Below are 19,183 nucleotides of genomic sequence, written 5' to 3' on the forward strand. Positions count from 1 at the left end.
GCCCTTGCCCGCCTGCGCCCCGCTTCGCGCAAACGCCCACCATCTCTGAACCGGAAGAGGAGCCCCGTTCATGTTCAATAAGATCATGGTACCGGTGGATCTTGCGCACCTGGATGCGCTGGAGAAATCACTCACCGTCGCTGCTGACCTGGCACGGCATTACCAGGCCGAACTGTGTTACGTCGGCGTCACCACCTCGCAACCCAGTTCCGTGGCTCGAACTCCGGAGGAATATGAGCAGAAGCTCAAGACCTTCGCGGACGGGCATGCCCCGGACAACGGACATGTTCCCGACGTCCGCGTCTACAACAGCCACGACCCGGTGACCGATCTGGACAACATCCTGGTCAAGGCCATCGAGGACACCGGCGCCGACCTGGTGGTGATGGCGACCCACCTGCCCAAGCACCTGGACGCCGTGATGCCCGCCAACGGCAGCAAGGTTGCTTCACACACCCGGGCATCCATCTTCCTCGTCCGCCCGGACGCGTAATGCCTGACCCAATCCAACTCAAGGGAGCCTCTCGTGGACAACAAAACTGACAAATCCCCGGAGAATCCGAACCAGTCTGTCGGCGTGCCCGCACCGGAGGGTGCCGCCAACCTGATCGACACCGATTACCAGATCGGCCAGGACAACTACCAGGCCAGTCCGCTGGGCGTGAACATCGATATCCACGGCGCGGTTTTCGCCATCTCCGCCCTGGTGATCATCGCCTTCGTGGTGCTTACCCTGGCCCTGCCCGAGCAGGCCACCGCCGTCTTCGACGGCATGAAGAACTGGATCAACAGCAACATGACCTGGTTCATGCTGCTGTCGGCCAACATCTTTGTGCTGCTGTGTCTGTTTCTGATCATCTCGCCCCTGGGGCGCATTCGTATCGGCGGTGACAAGGCGACACCGGACTTCTCGCGGTTGTCGTGGTTCTCCATGCTGTTTGCCGCGGGCATGGGCATTGGCCTGATGTTCTTCGGCGTGTCCGAACCCCTGTCCCATTACGGCACCGCCCTGGGCGGGACCAGCGTCGGCGAGGACGGCATCCGCACCGACTGGGCGCCCCTGGGCGCAGCCGCGGGCGATCCAGCGGCGGCCGCGCGTCTCGGCATGGCCGCGACCATCTTCCACTGGGGCCTGCATCCCTGGGCGATCTACGCCATCGTGGCCCTGTCCCTGGCCATCTTCGCCTACAACAAGGGGCTGCCCCTGACCATCCGCTCGATCTTCTACCCCCTGCTGGGCGAGCGGATCTGGGGGTGGCCGGGGCACGTCATCGACATCCTCGCGGTGTTCGCCACCCTGTTCGGCCTGGCCACGTCACTGGGTATCGGCGCGCAGCAGGCATCCGCCGGACTGGAACACCTGTTCGGCATCGACGGCGGCAACATCACACTGGTGCTGCTGATCACCGGCATCACCGCCGTGGCGGTGATCTCCATCGTGGCCGGCGTGGACAAGGGCGTGAAGCGCCTGTCCGAGATCAACATGGTGCTGGCCTTCCTGCTGCTGATGTTCGTGGTGATCTTCGGACCCACCCTGCTGATCGCCACCGGCTTCATCAGCAACCTGGGCAGCTACCTGATGGAACTGCCGTTCCTGTCCAATCCCTTTGCCCGTGACGACGCCAACTTCAGCCAGGGCTGGACCACCTTCTACTGGGCCTGGTGGATCAGCTGGTCACCCTTCGTGGGCATGTTCATCGCCCGCGTGAGCCGCGGCCGCACGGTGAGGGAGTTCCTGATCTCGGTGCTGCTGATCCCTTCCGCCGTGTCCGTGTTCTGGATGACGGCCTTCGGCGGGACCGCCATCCGTCAGCTCCAGCAGGGCTTCGAGGCCGCCGCCTCCGCAGACCTGCCGCTGCAGCTGTTCATGGTGCTAAGTCAACTTCCCCTCGCCGAGATCACCTCCTTTGTCGCCATCATCCTGGTGCTGGTGTTCTTCATCACCTCCTCGGACTCCGGCTCCCTGGTGATCGACACCATCACCGCCGGCGGCAAGATCGACGCACCCAAACCCCAGCGCGTATTCTGGGGCGTGATCGAGGGGGCCATCGCCATCGCCCTGCTGCTGGGCGGCGGCCTGGCCGCCCTGCAGGCGGTGGCGGTCTCCGCGGGCCTGCCCTTCACCCTGGTCCTGCTGGTGGGGTGTTTCGCCATCGTCAAGGGATTGATGTCGGAGCCCAGGCCTAGCTGACCCGGGCTCTGGGGCTTCCCGGAAAGGCGGCTTCGGCCGCCTTTCTTTTATCCGATATCTCCACACTACCCCGCATATCTCACCGCTCGGACACCGGCGGGCGCGCAACAGGCTGAAATATGCGTGGAATACGTTGAAACGTCCGGCAAGCTCAGCATGGCTGTCTGTTCCCGCCGGTGTCCTATACGGGTTAAACCCAAAGCTTCGATAAAGGGCTGTCCGGGCCGTAGTGCCTGGCCACCTGGGCCAGGAACAGTTCTGCCGTGGCCATGGCATCCACCTTGGCGTGATGGGATGAATAGGCGGGCAACCCATAGCGGGCGCGACTGTCGGCCAGACGAATGGAAGGCGGTCGGACCCCGAAAAAGCCCTTGATGCGTTGCATGAGCCCACCGCGCTGCTGCCGGGCCTCCAGAGACATGGTGTCGATGACGGGGAACAAACAGCGCTCTCCCCGGCGCCGCATCACGGCGGCGTCCATGAACGGCCGCTCGATCGCCCGGTAATGCACCACCACCACGCGGCCCGCAAGCGCTGCCAGGACTTCATCGAGCACGGCGTCCAGATCCGGCGCAGCGGCAACCTCCGAATGAGTGATGCGATGAAACTTGATGGAGGCCTCCGAGAGGGGACGTGGTGGCTTCACGACCCAGTAATACCCCTCTGCGGGTCGAATGCGGCGCAGATCGAAGGGCACGATGCCGATACTCACGATCACATCCCGCTCGGCGTCCATGCCCGTGGTCTCCAGGTCCAGGGCCGCCAGGGGCACCTCGCCAATGGGTGTCTCCTCGGACGGCAGCCCGGCGGCATAGAAACGGCGCAGCGCAGGATCCCGGCAGGCCTGGCTCTGCCGGGAGAAGTATTCCTGCCAGGTGGGCAGGTCCTGCCCATTGCCTGTCTCGCCGGACATGGTGTCAGCGGGTCGGGCTGGGGTAACGAAAGCGCAGGAACTTCTGAGCATTGCTCAGCACCTGGAAGGCCTCCTTCAGATTGTGCCGCTCCAGGGGAGATACCCGCTCAGGATCGATGGCGTTGTCGGCAGGCTGGTCGTGCTTGACCTCATAGGCCTGGTGTCGCAGACGCATGATGGACATGAACTCCAGGGCATAGCGCAGCTTGTCCGTTTGTCCCGCGGGCAACAGGCCGGCCTGATCGATATCATCCAGTCGTTCGAAGGCATTCTGCCTGCGTGAGCCGGCGGCCAGGGCATGGACCCGGATCACATCGTTCATGGGCGCCACACCGCGACGTTTGATGTTGATGGTGTTGTTCTGTTTGCCGTCCTGCTCCAGCACGAAGGTACGGAACAGGCCCAGTGGCGGCGTGCGGCTCAAGGCGTTGCGCGCCAGGGCGGCAAGGAACTTCGGGCTCTGCCGGGCCCGGGTCGAGATCAGCTCCTGCAGGACCTCCACGAAGCGCTCCTCGCCGTACACGGCATCCAGATCAAAGAAGATGGAGCTGTGCAGCAACCGCTGCGGATCGGGTTGCGCGATCCATTCCTCGAAGTAGCGCTTCCACTGCGACAGGGGCTGACGCCAGGGGTCATTTGTAGCCATGATGCCGCCCTTGCAATAGGGGTAAGCGCAGGCATCCAGCCCGTCGCTGACCCTTTGCGCCAGGGCCTTGAAGTAACCGTCATGGCGCTTCGGGTCGAAGTCGTCATGCAGCACCAGGGCATTGTCCTGGTCCGTGGTGACCGACTGGTCATTGCGTGCCAGAGAGCCGTGCACCATGAAACAGTAGGGCACCGGTGGCGGACCCAGCTCTTCCTCGGCCAACTCCACCAGGCGGCGCATCAGGCTGCGCCCGATGGTGGACATGGCGTTGCCGATCATCTGTGATGTGGCGCCCTCGTCCACCAGGCGCACGAACGCAGCGCGGATATCCGGCACCAGGCGCGCCAGCCCCTTCACCGAGGTCCGATTGAAAATATTGCTGACCAGGTAGGCGCTGCTGTTGGTCTCGTAACGCACGATGTCCGCCAGGTGCACCACGCCCACGGGGCGCCGCCGGTGCAATACGGGCAGTCGCTGGATGTTGTTGCGCAACATGGCGAGCATGGCCTCGTAGACCGACTCGTCGGATTGGATGGTGATCAGCTGCCCGTGGCTGATGGCGCTGAGCGGCGTATCCGGCGGCGCACCCCGGGCGACGATGCGTTCCCTCAGATCCTTGTCGGTCACCATGCCGGCCAACTGCCAGTGACGTCCTTCCGCATCGGCGAACACCCGTTCTGAATCATCACTAATCGCGGGTGCGATGAGCAGCACGGACGAAACATCCTGCTCTGTCATCAGACGTGCCGCCTCCTGGACGGTGGCGGACTCATGGATCATCACCGGCAGGCGTGAGATCAGACGGCGCACCCGTGTCACCATCAGGTCATTGCTGCGTGCCGTCTGCTCCACGGTGCTCTGCAGCCGAGACCCGGAAAGCTCTACGAAATCGGCAAATTGATCGTCCTCGTTGCAGAGGCGATCGAACACCGCCTCCGGGATCAGGTAGAGCAAGGTATCTTCGATGGCCTTGACCGGGAAGCGCACCCGCCGGTTACGCAGCAGACCGAACTGGCCGAAGATGTCCCCCTCGCCGAGACGGTTGTACAGTTCGCCGCTGTGCCGGTAGACCTCCACCGCGCCACTGCGGATGTAGGGCAAGGCATGGATGGCATCGCCATGGGCGAAGATGCTCGACCCCGCCTTGTGATAGGCGATCTCCACCGAGGCGGCCACTTCGTCCAGCAGCTCATCACTCAGGGTGTCGAAAGGCGGAAACCGCCCCATGTGTTCACGTATTTCCCTGACTTCTGCTTCCATGGTCAATGCGCTTTTCGGTTGAGAATGGATACCTGCCGAGACAGAGGTCGAAGGTAAAACAACAAGGGGGCTGCTTACCAGCAGCCCCCTTGTGTCGAACCCGATCCCGTCAGCACGGGCCCGCTATCACCACAACAGGGTCTCCGGATTCTCCATCGGTTTGTTGTCCAGGGCGCGCAGCACGCCCTTGATGCAGCGGACCAGGGTCCAGACGAACCACCACAGCAGGATCAGGTAGCCGATGATCAGCATGGCGGTGAGCACGCCCACGATCATGTAGATCAGGCCGATCCAGAAGGTGCGGATCTGGTACTGGTAGTGGCTCTGTGCGGCGGCATCCGCCTCGCCGCGCTTCATGTGCGCCATGATCACGCCCACCAGGGCGGTCAGGCCGATGAAGAAGCCCACGAAATAGAGCACGTAGATGATCATCACCGGGCCGCTCTTGAGCTGCTCGGCCGGCGCTTCCTGCATGGGTGATTCCTGTACCTGGGACATGGGGGTTTCCTTGTTGTGTCGTTGTTGTGTCTCGCCCTTCGGGGCCAGCCCAGTGTGGGCAGGAAGAATTCAAAATTCAACGTTCAAAATTCAAAGGAAGTGCTTGTGCCTTTGAATTTTGAATCTTGAACGTTGAATTATCTCAACACCGGTATCACCCGCACCGTGAACAATCCGAAAGCCAGGGTCGCCGCCAGCGCCCCCGCAATGGCCAGCATCGCGATCCCCGCGTACCAGCCCAGCACCAGCCCGATCACCCCGACGTGCACCAGCCCCTGGGGCAGCCAGGCCAACAGCCAGCCGCCCCGGATGGGCTTGCCGGTGAAACGGGGCAGCATGTGTTCGCCCAGACCCATGATCAGCAGCACCAGGAAACCCAGGTTGAAGGCGTGCAGCATCACCGGCCGGGTGCCCACGTCGGGCAACAGGCCGCCCAGGGGCAGGGACGCACCCGCCACCAGCAGCCAGCCCAGCGCCCCCAGGATTGCCGCCCGGCTGCTGGGCGAGAGCCCCAGGCCCACGTGCTGCACCCGCACGTTCAACCGGGCAGGCGCACTGGCCACCAGGGCGGTGGCGGCCGACAGGTCCAGCAGACCGATATGGCGCAGCTCGCCGTCCACCACCACGGCGGGGATGGAACGGATGCGCAGCCGCGTCGCCAGTTCGCGGCCCTCCGGCTGGCCCATGTCCACCACGGCGAAGTCGATCTGCTTCTGCTCCGCCACCTGGCGCCAGACGCGCTCCGCGTCGTGGCACGAGGCACACCATTCAGAGACCAGCAGTTCGACTTTCATGGGTTTCTCCTTGGTGGGCTCTGGCATGAATTCAAAGTCAAAAGCCGGAACGCAAAGGGCGCAAAGGGAGCGCCAAGGGCGCGAAGAAATTCATGGTGAATACAAAACCTTTGCGACCTTCGCGCAGACCTTCACGCCCTTCGCGGTTCGCTTTACAGCGCCTGATCAATCGGCGCAACGCATGCACTGGATGTCGTAGCGGTCCACCCAGCGCTTGAGGGCCTCGATGGCCTCGGGGCCCGTGTGCAGGCGCTCCAGGGCCTTGTCCGGATCGTCCGGGCGCATCACCACCACCCAGGCATCGGTGTAGGGTGCCACGTTGACCAGGCCGGGGTCCTGCTCCACGGCCGGGTTGATGCGCACGATGGTCCCGTCGAAGGGGGTGGGGATGCCACCGGCCCACTTGCCCGACTCCAGCCGCGCCACCGGCTTGCCGGCCGCCCGGTGGGTGCCCGGGGCGCGAAAGCGGAAGTACTGCACCCGGCCCGCCATGGTCTGGGCCGGGTCGGTGATGCCCAGGGTGAAGGTGCCGTCCCCCTCCGGGCGCACCCAGACATAGTCCAGGTCGTAGAAGAGGTCGTCGGGCAGCTCGCAGCCGCGATACTCGGTATGCGCCATGTCAGGCCCCCTTCGGTCCGTAGTGCCGCACGGTGAGTGCGATGTTCAGGGCGAACAGACCCATGGCGGACCAGGCCAGCAGGCCGCCCACGCTCACCGTCGGGTGATGCCACAACAGCCAGCCGGCCACCATGATCCACAACCCCAGGTTGGCCACGTAGAGCTGCACGTTGGCCAGGCGCTCCGAGTAGAGCGGCCGCCCGGAGAAGCGCGGCAGCACGTGCAGCCCCACCCCGTAGATCATCATGGTGATGAAGCCCAATAGCATCAGGTGCCCGTGGATGCGCGGCACGTTGCCCGGGATCAGGCCGGGATGGGCCAGCCACAGCAGGCCCACCAGCCCGCCCAGCAGGCTGTAGATCAGGGCAGCGAGGATGAACAGACGATTGCGGGGGTGCATGGCCGACTCCGGTGTTGCCTACCACCAGAGTACATAAGATGTATATTAAATACATTGATGATAATCAAAGACAATCAGATCAATCCGTACCACACTTCAACGATGAAATCGTTTTTCAAACCGCCCGCCCCGGGCTTCGACGATCCGCTCGGCATGCTGCACGCCTGCCACGAGCGCATCCTAGAACGCCTGGAGACCCTCGAACGCCTGCCGGAGCACCTGAGCCGGCGTGGCGCGGACCCGGATGCCCGTCACGCGGCGGAACGCATCCTGAACTACTTCGACCGGGCCGCGCCCCATCACCATGCCGACGAGGATACCGACCTGTTCCCCCTGCTGCTCGGCTGCCGGGACCGGGCTGAATGGGACACCCGCCTGCCCCTGTGGCTGGAACAGCTCAGCGCCGAGCACCCGGGGCTCGAGCGGGGCTGGGCGACACTGCGCCCCCGGCTCGAGGCGGTCATCAGAGGCGACAACGACGCCATGCCCCGCGCCGTCGAGTGGATCGCCAGCACCCGCCGCCATCTGGACCTGGAGGAAGAACACGTCCTGCCCCTGGCCCGGCGGCTGCTGAACGCGGATGAACTCCGCAGCCTGGGTCGTGCCATGGCATCGCGTCGCGACGTGGCGCTGAGCCATGGCTGATTTCAGCCTGGACCTGCGCGGCCTGGGCAGCCATGCCCACACCCGCGCCTATTACACCCTCAAGGAACTGCGTCCCGGCCAGTTGTTCGAGGTGCTGCTCGACCAGGCGCCGGAGATGCTCATGGAGGCGTTGAGCCTGCAACTGCGCCACGGCATCCACTGGCAGACCGATGCCGCCGGCCCGCCCCTGTGGCGGCTCAGCGTGCGCCGCCGGGAAGACGTGGAGCCCGTGGACCTGGTGGACCTGCTCACCCGCGACCACCTGCGCATCGACCGCCTGTTCGCCAGCGCCCTGCACAAGGTCAACGCCGAGGACCTGGCCGGTGCCGAGCCGGATTTTCGCACCTACGTCACCGGACTGCGCCGGCACATCCAGGTGGAGAACGAACTGATCGTGCCGCTGCTCGACCTGCCCCGGCACCCGTCTGGCCAGGACCCCACCTCGGTGATGCTGCGCGAACACGAGGAGATCCTGGAACAGACGGCCCTGCTGGAAAGCCAGTTCGACGAGGGCGTGGACGCCGGCTGGGAAGTGGCGCCCTACTTCGCGCTAATCTCCGGCGCCCTGGCCAAGCACGAAGGCCGCGAGGAAACGAACCTGTTTCCCCACTGGTCACGTGCGCTGCGCTCACTGCCCGACGGTGGGACGGAACTGCTGGCTAGGGCGAAGGCGATCCTGGCCGGGGAAAGCCGCGACGCAAAGGCGCGATGACGCGAACGCACGTAACGTCATCAGGGAAACTCGCGAGATGGTGCGTAGGTTGGGGTGAGCGCAGCGAAGCCCAACGAACCGGTGATGGGCTTCTCCATGTTGGGCTTCGCTGCGCTCACCCCAACCTACGAATCACTTCACCTCAGCACGCCGTGCTGGCGCGACCCGCTCAGTCCCAGCGCCCCTGATCCCAGTACATCCGATCCCAGCTGGAACCGTTTGCGGGGTCCGGTCTGTCGCTGCCGCAGGCGAAGAGCAGCAGGACCAAGAAACTGCCGGCAATGACCTTATAGCGCATCATCACCGCGGTCCTCAGGTCTAGGGAGTGGGAGGTGAAATCCCGTCCCTGTTAACCACCTCAACAAACGAACCGCCAAGGATGCTGCTGTAATCACCAGATGCGGTGTTTCTGCGTCCGCCACTCACACTGCTCCATTCCCCGGATCCAGTGTTCCTGAATCCACCGCTGACGCTGCTATTTCCACCAGACGCCATATTTGAGTCGCCGCCACTCACACTGCTCCATTGCCCGAATGCGGTGTTGTCGGATCCGCCGCTGACGCTGCTCCATTCCCCGGATGCGGTGTTCCTGGATCCGCCGCTGACGCTGCTCCGTTCCCCGGATGCGGTGTTCCTGGATCCGCCGCTGACACTGGCATAAGGGGCTGTGATCGTATTGTCGACTCCAACCACCAGACCCCCAAAGCTTGAATAGGCATTACCACTACCGCCCACGAAGTTGTGGGAGCCCGACTTGTCAGTTTCACCAACCATATGTGGCTCGTTGTAACCGACGATGATGTTGCCAAGCCCGTTGATGCTCTCCGTGATGCCTTCACCGTTGACGATCTGCAGGTTCACGCCCGAGAAACGGATGGTGGTGCCGTTCAATACATGGGGGTCCGGCATGACCTCCACGTACTCAGCCATGGCGAACACATTGCTGCCGCGCAGTGCCTGGATCTCCTCTTCCAGCTCGCCGATACGGGCAAGTTCATTTCGCAGTTCGTCTCGCAGATCGTTGATCTGGCTCAGCGCTATGTTGAGTGCGGCACGCAGGGCCTCGAAATTCTCGTTCACCTCCGACGCCCGGGCAGGCGCGCCGGACTGGAATTGATAGGGAATGCTGACCTGCGCCACCAGCGGCACGGAGCCCAGGGCGAGCAGCAGGATACCCGGAAGCAGCTGAATTATTCTTCTTTTCACAGAGGCGGTCTCGTCACAGTGGAATGGGATATTTCCGACCGGAACATCCATGTCACATACCGTGGTGTCCGCAGACCTCGGCAGCCATGGTGGTCACAGTGATTCAGCGGAATTTATATGACCGGCCAAGGCTTCAGGCAAGCAAAATCTCTGGCTCTCACACAGCCACGCCAATCCTAAAGGTTTCTGCTATATACAGCTTTTACCTTTGCGTCCCTTCGCGTCTTTGCGCCTTTGCGTCGCGGTTCCCTAACTCACCCCGACAACAACTCCGTTCCTCATGGCTGTACGCCGGCGAGCAGGCACACAGGATGTGCAGCGGGGTCTCGCCGGTGTTGCGGATGTTGTGGGGCGTGCCGGGCGGGATGCACACCGTGTCGCCCACGGTGACGGCAAAGGTTTGATCCCCCAGGCGCATCAGCCCCTCGCCCCGGGTGATGTGGTAGATCTCCTCGGTCCTCCCGTGCCGGTGCAGGCGGGTCTCCGCCCCAGGCGCCACGATGGCCTCGGCCAGGCTCTGGGCGCGGTTGCCGTGGTGATCCGGGTGCATCAGCTCGCGGATCTCGGAGCCGTCCTTGGTGTCGTAGGCGGGGATATCGGCGTAACGGGTCTTCATGGTTTCAGGGTCACCGGGGCGAGAGATCACAGGGTCGCTCAGATGCCCCACCCCGAGCAACCGGCCCCGCCTGATGATGGCTGCGCCATCGACGGGCGTTCGCTATACACTCCCCGAACAGGCCCCTGCCCTCCAAGGATCACCCATGCAACCAACGGCCCCCGACCTTCCGCCGCGCCGCAGGACCGGCAAACGCCGCCTCGGCCGCTACCTGCCGCTCGTCATCTTCGTGCTGTTCGGCCTGTTCATCCTCAAGGAGCAGGTCCCGGCGGTTGACCAGTGGTTTCAGAAGCTCGCCGCCCCCGAACGCTTTGCCGCCGGCGAGACCTGCCGCCGTGCCGCCCTGAACGCGGCGGATCACCCCGGCTTCGCACGGGTGCGACACACCGGCACGGTACATGACACCCGGGATGGCTTCTACGTCGAGGGGGTGGAGATCGGCAGCCTGGGTGACGGCGGCGCCGAGACCGTGTTCCGGTACAACTGCTACGTGGACCGCGAAGGGAACATCGTCAGCAGCAACAGGACGGATGTCGCAACCCGTCCCTGAAATAAAACCTCACCACCGTCAATCCTTCTGCTCATCATGAGGCGAGCCCACAGGGGACAGTGCATCCTGCGGCAGCCAGATCCACCCTTCCGACGCAGGAATGCGCTCGGGTGGCTGGGCCAGACTCTCGGGCCGATGGGTGAACAGGTGCCCGATCAATGCACAGACCAGGGCATCCCGCTTGTCGCCGTCATCCAGATCTGGCGGCCAGGTCCGCAACGAGGGATCGCGCCCGTTTCTCGGGGCGTAGTCATCCAGCAAGCCCTGCACCAGCGGCGACGCCCTGCAGGGCGACGGATAGGCCTCGATGACGGTGAAGTCCGCCCCGTGGGTCCAGACCCCGCAGCGCTCGACCCGGGGCGCGAACCGCGCCAGCACATGCATGCCCTTGGTGGCCTGACTGCCGATCATGTCCTTGACGGGAGACAGGGGCTTCACGCCACGCGCGAACAGGTAGTGTTCGGCGGCGCGGTACAGGTACGGATTGTCCTGGGATGCCCCGGGTCCCGGCGCGGCCTCGAACCTGGTCACCAGCGCCTTGAAGGCCTCGGAGAAACCCAGTGGCGTATCGATGGCCAGAACGACCCGGCTGTGATCCGGCGGCGCGGGCAGACCGCACAGGGCGAACAGGCCCCTGATCCAGCCCCGCATGCCGGCCGCCCCATTGATGGTGGCGCGCAGATTTCCCCGCCAGGGTGTGCCGATGCGTCTGCGCTCTGCATCCAGGATCACAAGGGCATCCCGGCTCTCCCGGTTGCGCTCGCAGTTCCAGCCACCCACGTCCCATCCGATGCTGTAATCCCCGCCGATCACCGCGCCTCCGACTGCAGCCATGTGAGCAACTCGTCACCCGGAACCGGCTTCCTGATGAAGTAACCCTGGGCCTCGTTGCACTTGAGTCTCGCCAGCATGTCCAGGACCTCCCTGGAGTGCACTCCCTCGGCCACGACACGGATGCCCAGGTTGTGGGCCAGGTCAACGATGGCACGCACGATCACCAGGTCGTTCTCATCCTCGAGCATCTCCCTGACAAAAGAGCGATCAACCTTGATCTCGCTGATGGGCAGCTGCTTCAGGTAAGCGAGCGAGGAATAGCCTGTACCGAAATCGTCCACGGAGATCCGCACCCCGATGACATCCAGTTCCATGAGGATCTCCTTGGCACGCAGGGGGTCCGCCATCATGTCACTCTCGGTGAGCTCCAGCACACAGGCCGATGCCGGCAGGCGGAACTCGTCGAGGCATCGGCGCAGTGTGTCCAGCAGCGAATCCTCCCGCAGGCACTGGGCCGAGAGATTGACCGCCACGCTCAGATCGAGGCCGCTCTCCCGCCAGCGGGCGCATTCCTGGAGCGCCTTTCTCAGCACCAGGTTTGTCAGCGGGCGTATCAGTCCGGTCTTTTCCGCCAGGGGGATCAACTCGTCCGGGTGGATCATGCCACGGTCAGGGTGATCCCAGCGCAGCAGCGCCTCCGCGCCCGTCACCCTGCCAGATTCGATGTCCAGCTTGCACTGGTAGTGGCATTCCAGACTGCCTGTCTCGATGGCCCTGCGCAGGTCGGAGAGCAGTTCCAGGCGGCTGACATGGTGGGTGTCCTTGCCCGGGTCATAGACGGCATAGGTCAGGCCGTTCTGCTTCGCCGCGTACATGGCCACATCGGCTCGTTGCATCAGGATGTTGACGTCATCTCCATGGGCGGGAAACTCGGCGATGCCGATGCTGATGCCCACGTTCAGGTTGTGGCCCTCCACCGCGAACGGTGACTCGAAGACACGGCCGATCTGGCGCGCGATCTTGAGCCCCTGCTCGAGGGTGGTATCCGGGAACAGCATGCTGAACTCGTCCCCGCCCAGACGGGCCACCGTGTCCGCCTTGCGCACGGTCTTGTAGAGGCGTTCCGCCGCCTGCTGCAGGACCAGGTCACCCACGTGGTGGCCCAGGGTGTCGTTGATCTCCTTGAAGTGATCCAGGTCGCTGACCATGAGCACCAGCGGCGCCCCGGTGAAACCGCTGCGCAGCAGCTCGTTCTGCAGTCGGTCATTGAGCAGTTTGCGATTGGGCAGGTCGGTCAGGGGATCGTGAGAGGCCTGGTACTCCAGGGCCTCGGTTTCGCGCATGATGGCGCTGGTCAGGGTCTTGAAGCGATCCTCCAGTATATCCAGTTCATCCCGGCTGTCGGTGCGGTCCTGCTTGACCGCCATGTGACTGGAAAACTCCACCACCCGTTGGGTCAGGGCACGCACCCGGCGGGTCAGCAGGTAGATGAGCAGCATGAAGGTCACACCGAACGCGGCGGTGATCATGATGCGCTGCTCACGGGCGCGGTCGAGCGCCGCCTGGGTCAGGTCCGAAACCTCCTGCAGCGGGATGAAGGAGGCAAACCGGATCACCAGGTCGGATGAGCCGTAATCGAAGAATCCCTTGCCCACGGTCAGATAGAGATCGCTCAACTCCGACAGGCGGATGCCATCGGGCACCGCGTTCGGGTCGCTGCTCACCAGGATCCTGTCGGCGCCCTCGGACAGCAGCGCGACCGTATGGGGTGTCGTTGCCAGCGCCTGGGATTCACGCAGGAATCCGCTGTCGATAGGCGCTGCCAGCATCAGTATGGCCACCAGTTCGCCGCCCAGCATCACCGGCTCGGAGCTCAGCAGGTAGGGGCCCGCCTCGAGCCGCGTCAGGTAGCTCTGCCCCCGCGACAGGGCCAGCACCAGGGCGGAGGGCGTGAGCAGGTCGGGAGAGGGCACAGTCTGGTCCCAGTGATACAGCTCCCGGACCCGACCCTCCGAATCCAGTAACAGGGCGTAGCGCGGCACCACGAACGGACGCAGCACGGAGTGCGCCGGCATCCAGCCGGGCGGATCGACGTGGTACTGCACGGATTGTGCATCCCGCCCCTCCCAGGGCTCGCCGTGGAGGTAATCGAGCATCATCTGCGAGCCCGCCAGCATCTTTGCCGCCTGGGTGTGGATGCGCACATGGCGGTCGAAGCGCGTGCGGTGTTCCTGGGCCTCCAGGCTGAAGCGTTCAGCCAGCCTTTCGTGGAACAGCTCCTTCAGGGAACGGGTGTGGTGGCTGTCCGAGACCAGCCAGACCGCCACCCCGAGGGCGGCGGTCAGAATCAGCATCTTCAGGGTGAGTGCCGTCCGCCGGAACATGTGGGCAGACATCACTCCTGCCCGTGGTGGTGGTCGTGATGTTCCGGGTGGTGCTGCACCAGCACCGCACCGGACGGCTCGCCCACCAGTTCATCGCCGATGAACTGCCAGCCTGCCTCGCGCAGCAGGGAGACGGGCGCCATGTGGAAGCGCTCGTGATGTGCCTCGATGTAATCACGCAGGTGCGCGATCAGTTCGAGTGTTCTGTCCCGATCGGGATCATTGCTCCAGGTGGTCATGTTGAAGGTGCGGTACACCGGGTATCCGCCCGAGGCGAGGTGCGCGATATCCGTGGGCGCGTGCCCGTCGATGCGCAGCAGCTTCACCTGACCCGGGGCGCTGTGTTCGCGCACCATGTACGGGGTCTCCAGAGCGACCGCGTTACGCTCCTGAGCCGTCCTGGCCACCAGGTCCGGGATGACCCCCACCTCGCGCAGGGTGGGGCTGAACAATGTCTCGTTGGCCAGCAGCAGGGTCCAGTGCCCCGGGCGCTTGGTGCAATGCAGGCGCGCCGTGGTGGCGATGGGTTCGTTCAGGCCCGGCGTCGTGCCCAGCTCCTGCCAGTGGCGCGTCCTGCCGCGAAAGATGTCGCGGGCCTCGTCCAGGGTCACCTCCTCCAGGGGGTTCTGTGCATTGACCACCACCGCCACCGCCGTAATCGCCAGGGTGTGGAATTCCAGCCCCGGCAGCCGATCCATGTCGCCCGGCGGACAGCAGAATGCACCGCTGTTGATGCGCTTCTGCATCAGCTTGCCCGCCGAGGTGCCACAGGTGCCGCTCTGCATGACGATCTTGAGCCCGCGTTCCGCTGCGTAGCGCTGAATCTCCGGCCCCAGTATCGGGTAGGTATCCTGGTTGAGAGTGACCACGAGATCCGCGTCCTGGTGCGCCGCCTCATGGGTCACCGTCTGGGCCACCCATTCCGGCGGCATGTCGACGATCTTGTCCCGGTTGTCGAAGAAGGCCTCGCCCCTGAGCGCCGGGTCATGGGCGTGGAGCACTCCCGTCAGGGACAGGGCGCACAGGACGAGGATGAATTTGAGAAGGGTGGGCATGGGCTCAAGCTCTCTTGTGAGTTGTTATATAAGCTTGGCGGCACTGGTCGTTCAGAACGGCCCTCTTTCCCCGCAGGTCAGAGGGCCCAGGGCCTCCTGCAGCGGTCCCCCGACCGCCCGTACCGTGTGATCCGGCACATAATCCTGCCTTGCAGGATACAAGCTGCCGGGCTCAAGTCGGGCGCTCGGGCATGGGATTCAGGACGAAAAGGGCCAAATAGAGGACAAAAAGGAGGTATTTTCGCCAGATCACGGGTTTCTGCCCTGTCCGGGACGTTTTCCCCCGCAGATCAACCGGCTGCCTTACCTGCCCGGCCGGCTCTAGAAGAGCGGATCAAAACCGGTCTCTCGCGAAGACGCAAAGACGCCAAGAAAGACACCTGTGTAGGAGCGGCGAACCCGTCGCGAATAGCATGATCTCGCGAGATCATTACTTCGCCACATTTGGATACTGATCGGGATGCTCAATAATCTCATCCGTCAGATCTACATCCAGATCCGGCCAGTGGTAATGCCCGGGCGCGGGCTCTTCAACCTTGGTGATTGCCTTGACGGTCTGATCCTTGAACCATGGAAAATCCTCATACGGCAGAAAGCGCTCCTTTCCGTGTGCAAGCAACCATATTCCGTGAGCCGAGATGTTGGTCACTTCAACGTCTGAAGTAGCCTCGCCATGCGCCAGTGAGCTCATCGTATTGCTCCTCGATTAACGCCTTGATGTACCGGAGTTGTGGCACGGGATATCGGTAATTCCGGGCCAGCTCGATGTTCGGCTTCAGCCAGAACTTGGCTTCTCCATCCGCCGACACCACATGAACGTGCATCCGCTCCTCTTCACGGGAAATGAAGAAGAAACGGTAACCCGCCTTTCTGAATACCGTGGGACTCATGGCCTCCTGCCACTCCAAGGTCGCATCCAGGCAACCAGTCGCTGACTCATGAACTGGGATTATGGCTCACCAATCCGGCTCTCGCCGACTCTGCGCCTCCGCACCTCTGCGGCAATCCTTTCCAGCCGCCCTAAACCTCACCGATTCCGCATGTGATCCGCCAGCTGCCAGAAGGCATGGCGTACCCCCTCGCGCAGCGCCTCATCCTCCACCCGCTCATCCAGGGCCTGGTTCATGCACAGCATCCACTGGTCCCGGGCCTGTGCGTCGATGGGAAACGGCAGGTGGCGGCGGCGCAGCATGGGGTGGCCGTATTCCTGGATATAGAGGGGCGGGCCGCCCAGCCAGCCGGAGAGGAACTTGAACAGTTTTTCCCGGGAACCGGCGAGGTCTTCCGGGTGGAGCTTGCGGATCTCCCAGGCCTCGGGGAGGGTGTCCATGAGCTCGTAAAAACGGTCTACCAGGGCGCGGACGGCGGGTTCGCCGCCCATGCGGGTGTAGGGGGATTCGGGATTGGCAGAGGACATTCAAGACTCGATGTTGAAAGCTGATCCGTTATCTGCGAACAACGCGGAATTCACAGAAATTAAACACTCAATCGCCACAATTTGCGTCCATTCGCGTCTATTTGCGGACCCTCGGTTGATTTTTGGCCGGTTTCCGGCCCCAAGGACGCGCCGGCACAAAAGAAATCCGACGCTTCTCCTGACGTTCGGATATAATTTTGCACCTTTTTCTCCTTACCCGCCCAGGCAGGGCCTCCCAGTATGACCGACAAGCTTCGCAATATCGCCATCATCGCCCACGTTGACCACGGCAAGACCACCCTGGTGGACAAGCTGCTGCAGCAGTCCGGTACCTTCGGTGAACGGGCCCACATCACCGAACGCATGATGGACTCCAACGCGCTGGAGCAGGAACGCGGTATCACCATCCTGGCGAAGAACACGGCCCTGACCTGGAACGGCTACCGCATCAACATCGTGGATACCCCCGGGCACGCCGACTTCGGCGGCGAGGTGGAGCGGGTGCTGTCCATGGTGGACTCGGTGCTGCTGCTGGTGGACGCGGTGGACGGGCCCATGCCCCAGACCCGCTTCGTGACCTCCAAGGCCTTCGCCATGGGCTTCAAGCCCATCGTGGTGGTGAACAAGATCGACCGCCCCGGCGCCCGGCCGGACTGGGTGGTGGACCAGATCTTCGACCTGTTCGACCGCCTGGGCGCCACCGAGGAGCAGCTGGATTTCCCGGTAGTCTACTGCTCGGCCCTGAAGGGCTTTGCCGGGCTGACCAAGGACGTGACCGAGGGCGACATGACGCCCCTGTTCCAGACCATCATCGACAAGGTGAGCCCGCCGGCCGTGGACGCCGAGGGCCCGTTCCAGATGCAGGTCTCCTCGCTGGACTACAACAGCTTCCAGGGCCTCATCGGCATCGGCCGCATCACCCGCGGCAAGGTCAAGACCAACAGCGCCGTGAAGGCCATCGACCGGGAAGGCAATGTGCGCTCCGGCCGCATCCTGCAGATCCTGGGCTTCAAGGGCCTGGAGCGCGTCGAGGTGCCCGAGGCCCGCGCCGGCGACATCATCGCCTTCACCGGCATGGATGAACTGTACATCTCCGACACCCTGTGTGACCCGGCTGCGGTCGAGGCGCTCAAGGCGCTGACCGTGGACGAGCCCACGGTGAGCATGACCTTCCAGGTCAACACCTCGCCCTTCGCCGGCAAGGAAGGCAAGTTCGTCACCTCCCGCAACATCCGCGACCGGCTGTTCGAGGAGCTCAAGCACAACGTGGCCCTGCGCGTGGAGGAGACCGAAGATCCGGACAAGTTCCGCGTCTCCGGTCGCGGCGAGCTGCACCTGTCCATCCTGATCGAGAACATGCGCCGCGAGGGCTTCGAGCTGGGCGTGTCGCGCCCCGAGGTGATCGTGCGCGAGCGTGACGGGGTCCGGGAAGAGCCCTACGAGATGGTGACCGTGGACGTGGAGGAGCAGCACCAGGGCGCCATCATGGAGAAGCTGGGCGGGCGCCGCGGTGAACTGCTGGACATGATCCCCGACGGCAAGGGCCGGGTGCGCCTGGACTACAAGGTGCCCTCCCGCGGCCTGATCGGCTTCCAGACCGAGTTCCTCACCGCCACCTCCGGCACCGGCATCCTGCACCACGTGTTCGACAGCTACGGCCCCTACCGACCCGGCTCCGTGGGCGCTCGCAACAACGGCGTGCTGATCGCCAACGGCGCCGGCAAGGCCCTGGGCTACGCCCTGTTCAACCTGCAGGAGCGCGGCCGCCTGTTCATCGGCCATGGCGATGAGGTCTACGAGGGCATGGTGATCGGCCTGCACAGCCGCGACAACGACCTGGTGGTCAACCCGCTCAAGGCCAAGCAGCTGACCAACATCCGCGCCGCCGGCTCCGACGAGAACATCATCCTCACCCCGCCCATCCGCATGACCCTGGAGCAGGCCCTGGAGTTCATCGAGGACGACGAACTGGTGGAAGTCACGCCCAAGTCCATCCGGGTGCGCAAGAAGCTGCTGCTGGAACACGAGCGCAAGCGGGCCTCGCGCGCGGCGAGCTGAGACTGCGCCTTGCCCCGACCCGCGCGTCCCCAACAAGGCTTGCGGGGTCTGACGCTGGACCAAACCCCGTAGGAGGCCCGACCACGGGCCGAACGACCCAAGCATGGGTATTCGGCCCGGGGTCGGGCCTCCTACGTCTACACCGGGGCCTCGGGCGATTCCGCCCTAGCCCGCATATTTCACCACCCTTCTACTGCGGCCGCCGATCTGCTCGCTGTGACGGGGCGTGCTCACTCCAGCCGGCTTGACGTAGTGTCGGCTACGCCGGCGCCGTCTTCCGCTGTGCGCGCCCCGTCACAGCGGCATCTCGTCGCCCTCGCTACGAACGGTGGTGAAATATGCGGGCTAGCTTCCTACAGACAAATCCGCCATTCATCCCGGCGGGGACACCGTTTGTGTCCCAGGCCTCATTACTTCTTGCAAATTGGGTGCTAACCTCCTGAAAA

Annotated in this window: 21 protein-coding genes; 6 read left to right on the forward strand and 15 right to left on the reverse strand. The window is 63.9% G+C overall.

The genetic code is table 11. The annotated features are described in order from the left end of the window. Nucleotides 1-70: 70 nt before the first annotated feature. Nucleotides 71-493: a universal stress protein gene (locus TGR7_RS15695; RefSeq protein WP_012639659.1), complete on the forward strand. Its 423-nt coding sequence runs from the start codon at nucleotides 71-73 to the stop codon at nucleotides 491-493. Nucleotides 494-526: 33 nt separating this feature from the next. Further along, nucleotides 527-2,191 carry a BCCT family transporter gene (locus tag TGR7_RS15700; protein WP_012639660.1) on the forward strand — a complete coding sequence of 555 codons (1,665 nt, stop codon included), beginning with the start codon at nucleotides 527-529 and terminating at the stop codon, nucleotides 2,189-2,191. 190 nt (nucleotides 2,192-2,381) lie between these two features. Here the strand turns inward: TGR7_RS15700 and TGR7_RS15705 are convergent, their stop codons facing one another. The 6 genes from TGR7_RS15705 to TGR7_RS15730 all read right to left on the reverse strand — a co-directional run bounded on the left by TGR7_RS15705 (nucleotide 2,382) and on the right by TGR7_RS15730 (nucleotide 7,320). Beyond that, nucleotides 2,382-3,104, reverse strand: a complete 723-nt coding sequence (locus tag TGR7_RS15705; RefSeq protein ID WP_012639661.1) for a 3'-5' exonuclease — start codon at nucleotides 3,102-3,104, stop codon at nucleotides 2,382-2,384. Nucleotides 3,105-3,108: 4 nt separating this feature from the next. Then, the gene (locus tag TGR7_RS15710; protein WP_012639662.1) at nucleotides 3,109-5,010 is read right to left on the reverse strand and encodes a DUF294 nucleotidyltransferase-like domain-containing protein; all 1,902 of its coding nucleotides are present in this window, start codon (nucleotides 5,008-5,010) and stop codon (nucleotides 3,109-3,111) included. Nucleotides 5,011-5,136: 126 nt separating this feature from the next. Continuing rightward, nucleotides 5,137-5,484, reverse strand: a complete 348-nt coding sequence (locus TGR7_RS15715; RefSeq protein WP_012639663.1) for a DUF4870 family protein — start codon at nucleotides 5,482-5,484, stop codon at nucleotides 5,137-5,139. A gap of 161 nt (nucleotides 5,485-5,645) precedes the next feature. Further along, a complete protein-coding gene (locus tag TGR7_RS15720; protein WP_012639664.1) occupies nucleotides 5,646-6,302 on the reverse strand; it encodes a glutaredoxin family protein in 657 nt (218 codons plus the stop codon). A 165-nt stretch (nucleotides 6,303-6,467) separates the two neighbouring features. Beyond that, the gene (locus TGR7_RS15725) at nucleotides 6,468-6,920 is read right to left on the reverse strand and encodes a biotin/lipoyl attachment domain-containing protein (RefSeq protein ID WP_012639665.1); all 453 of its coding nucleotides are present in this window, start codon (nucleotides 6,918-6,920) and stop codon (nucleotides 6,468-6,470) included. Between the two features lies 1 nt (nucleotide 6,921). Then, a complete protein-coding gene (locus tag TGR7_RS15730; RefSeq protein WP_012639666.1) occupies nucleotides 6,922-7,320 on the reverse strand; it encodes a hypothetical protein in 399 nt (132 codons plus the stop codon). A 102-nt stretch (nucleotides 7,321-7,422) separates the two neighbouring features. On the opposite strand from TGR7_RS15730, the gene TGR7_RS15735 reads away from it, so the two are divergent. After that, nucleotides 7,423-7,965 (forward strand): hemerythrin domain-containing protein, encoded by a 543-nt coding sequence (locus TGR7_RS15735; protein WP_041442072.1) that lies wholly within the window; start codon nucleotides 7,423-7,425, stop codon nucleotides 7,963-7,965. Next, nucleotides 7,958-8,677 (forward strand): hemerythrin domain-containing protein, encoded by a 720-nt coding sequence (locus TGR7_RS15740; RefSeq protein ID WP_012639668.1) that lies wholly within the window; start codon nucleotides 7,958-7,960, stop codon nucleotides 8,675-8,677. The genes TGR7_RS15735 and TGR7_RS15740 overlap by 8 nt, the downstream gene beginning before the upstream one ends. A gap of 169 nt (nucleotides 8,678-8,846) precedes the next feature. On the opposite strand, the gene TGR7_RS17950 is transcribed toward TGR7_RS15740, so the two are convergent. The 3 genes from TGR7_RS17950 to TGR7_RS15750 form a co-directional block, all read right to left on the reverse strand. After that, nucleotides 8,847-8,978 (reverse strand): hypothetical protein, encoded by a 132-nt coding sequence (locus TGR7_RS17950; protein ID WP_012639669.1) that lies wholly within the window; start codon nucleotides 8,976-8,978, stop codon nucleotides 8,847-8,849. Nucleotides 8,979-8,995: 17 nt separating this feature from the next. Beyond that, entirely contained in the window at nucleotides 8,996-9,934 is a 939-nt protein-coding gene (locus tag TGR7_RS17315) for a hypothetical protein (RefSeq protein ID WP_012639670.1), read from the reverse strand. A 151-nt stretch (nucleotides 9,935-10,085) separates the two neighbouring features. Then, the gene (locus TGR7_RS15750) at nucleotides 10,086-10,499 is read right to left on the reverse strand and encodes a cupin domain-containing protein (protein WP_012639671.1); all 414 of its coding nucleotides are present in this window, start codon (nucleotides 10,497-10,499) and stop codon (nucleotides 10,086-10,088) included. A 145-nt stretch (nucleotides 10,500-10,644) separates the two neighbouring features. On the opposite strand from TGR7_RS15750, the gene TGR7_RS15755 reads away from it, so the two are divergent. Further along, on the forward strand, nucleotides 10,645-11,049 hold the full coding sequence (locus tag TGR7_RS15755) for a hypothetical protein (protein ID WP_012639672.1): 405 nt from the start codon (nucleotides 10,645-10,647) through the stop codon (nucleotides 11,047-11,049). An 18-nt stretch (nucleotides 11,050-11,067) separates the two neighbouring features. On the opposite strand, the gene TGR7_RS15760 is transcribed toward TGR7_RS15755, so the two are convergent. From TGR7_RS15760 to TGR7_RS15785, 6 genes are all read right to left on the reverse strand, one after another. Continuing rightward, nucleotides 11,068-11,883, reverse strand: a complete 816-nt coding sequence (locus TGR7_RS15760) for a hypothetical protein (protein ID WP_049764692.1) — start codon at nucleotides 11,881-11,883, stop codon at nucleotides 11,068-11,070. Beyond that, complete coding sequence (locus TGR7_RS16875; protein WP_187148403.1) at nucleotides 11,859-14,207, reverse strand: putative bifunctional diguanylate cyclase/phosphodiesterase; 2,349 nt, start codon at nucleotides 14,205-14,207, stop codon at nucleotides 11,859-11,861. Before TGR7_RS16875 ends, TGR7_RS15760 begins: the two co-directional genes overlap by 25 nt. An 11-nt stretch (nucleotides 14,208-14,218) precedes the next feature. Beyond that, nucleotides 14,219-15,262 carry a type 2 periplasmic-binding domain-containing protein gene (locus TGR7_RS15770; protein WP_012639675.1) on the reverse strand — a complete coding sequence of 348 codons (1,044 nt, stop codon included), beginning with the start codon at nucleotides 15,260-15,262 and terminating at the stop codon, nucleotides 14,219-14,221. Between the two features lie 430 nt (nucleotides 15,263-15,692). Next, complete coding sequence (locus tag TGR7_RS15775; RefSeq protein WP_012639676.1) at nucleotides 15,693-15,953, reverse strand: DUF2442 domain-containing protein; 261 nt, start codon at nucleotides 15,951-15,953, stop codon at nucleotides 15,693-15,695. Beyond that, nucleotides 15,913-16,152 carry a DUF4160 domain-containing protein gene (locus tag TGR7_RS15780; RefSeq protein ID WP_012639677.1) on the reverse strand — a complete coding sequence of 80 codons (240 nt, stop codon included), beginning with the start codon at nucleotides 16,150-16,152 and terminating at the stop codon, nucleotides 15,913-15,915. Before TGR7_RS15780 ends, TGR7_RS15775 begins: the two co-directional genes overlap by 41 nt. A 137-nt stretch (nucleotides 16,153-16,289) precedes the next feature. Continuing rightward, a complete protein-coding gene (locus TGR7_RS15785) occupies nucleotides 16,290-16,679 on the reverse strand; it encodes a group II truncated hemoglobin (RefSeq protein ID WP_012639678.1) in 390 nt (129 codons plus the stop codon). A 240-nt stretch (nucleotides 16,680-16,919) separates the two neighbouring features. Between TGR7_RS15785 and typA the strand changes: the two genes are divergently transcribed. Continuing rightward, nucleotides 16,920-18,737 carry a translational GTPase TypA gene (gene typA / locus TGR7_RS15790; protein WP_012639679.1) on the forward strand — a complete coding sequence of 606 codons (1,818 nt, stop codon included), beginning with the start codon at nucleotides 16,920-16,922 and terminating at the stop codon, nucleotides 18,735-18,737. Nucleotides 18,738-19,183 lie beyond the last annotated feature (446 nt).

This window comes from Thioalkalivibrio sulfidiphilus HL-EbGr7, from assembly GCF_000021985.1.
Classification (GTDB): domain Bacteria; phylum Pseudomonadota; class Gammaproteobacteria; order Ectothiorhodospirales; family Ectothiorhodospiraceae; genus Thioalkalivibrio_A; species Thioalkalivibrio_A sulfidiphilus.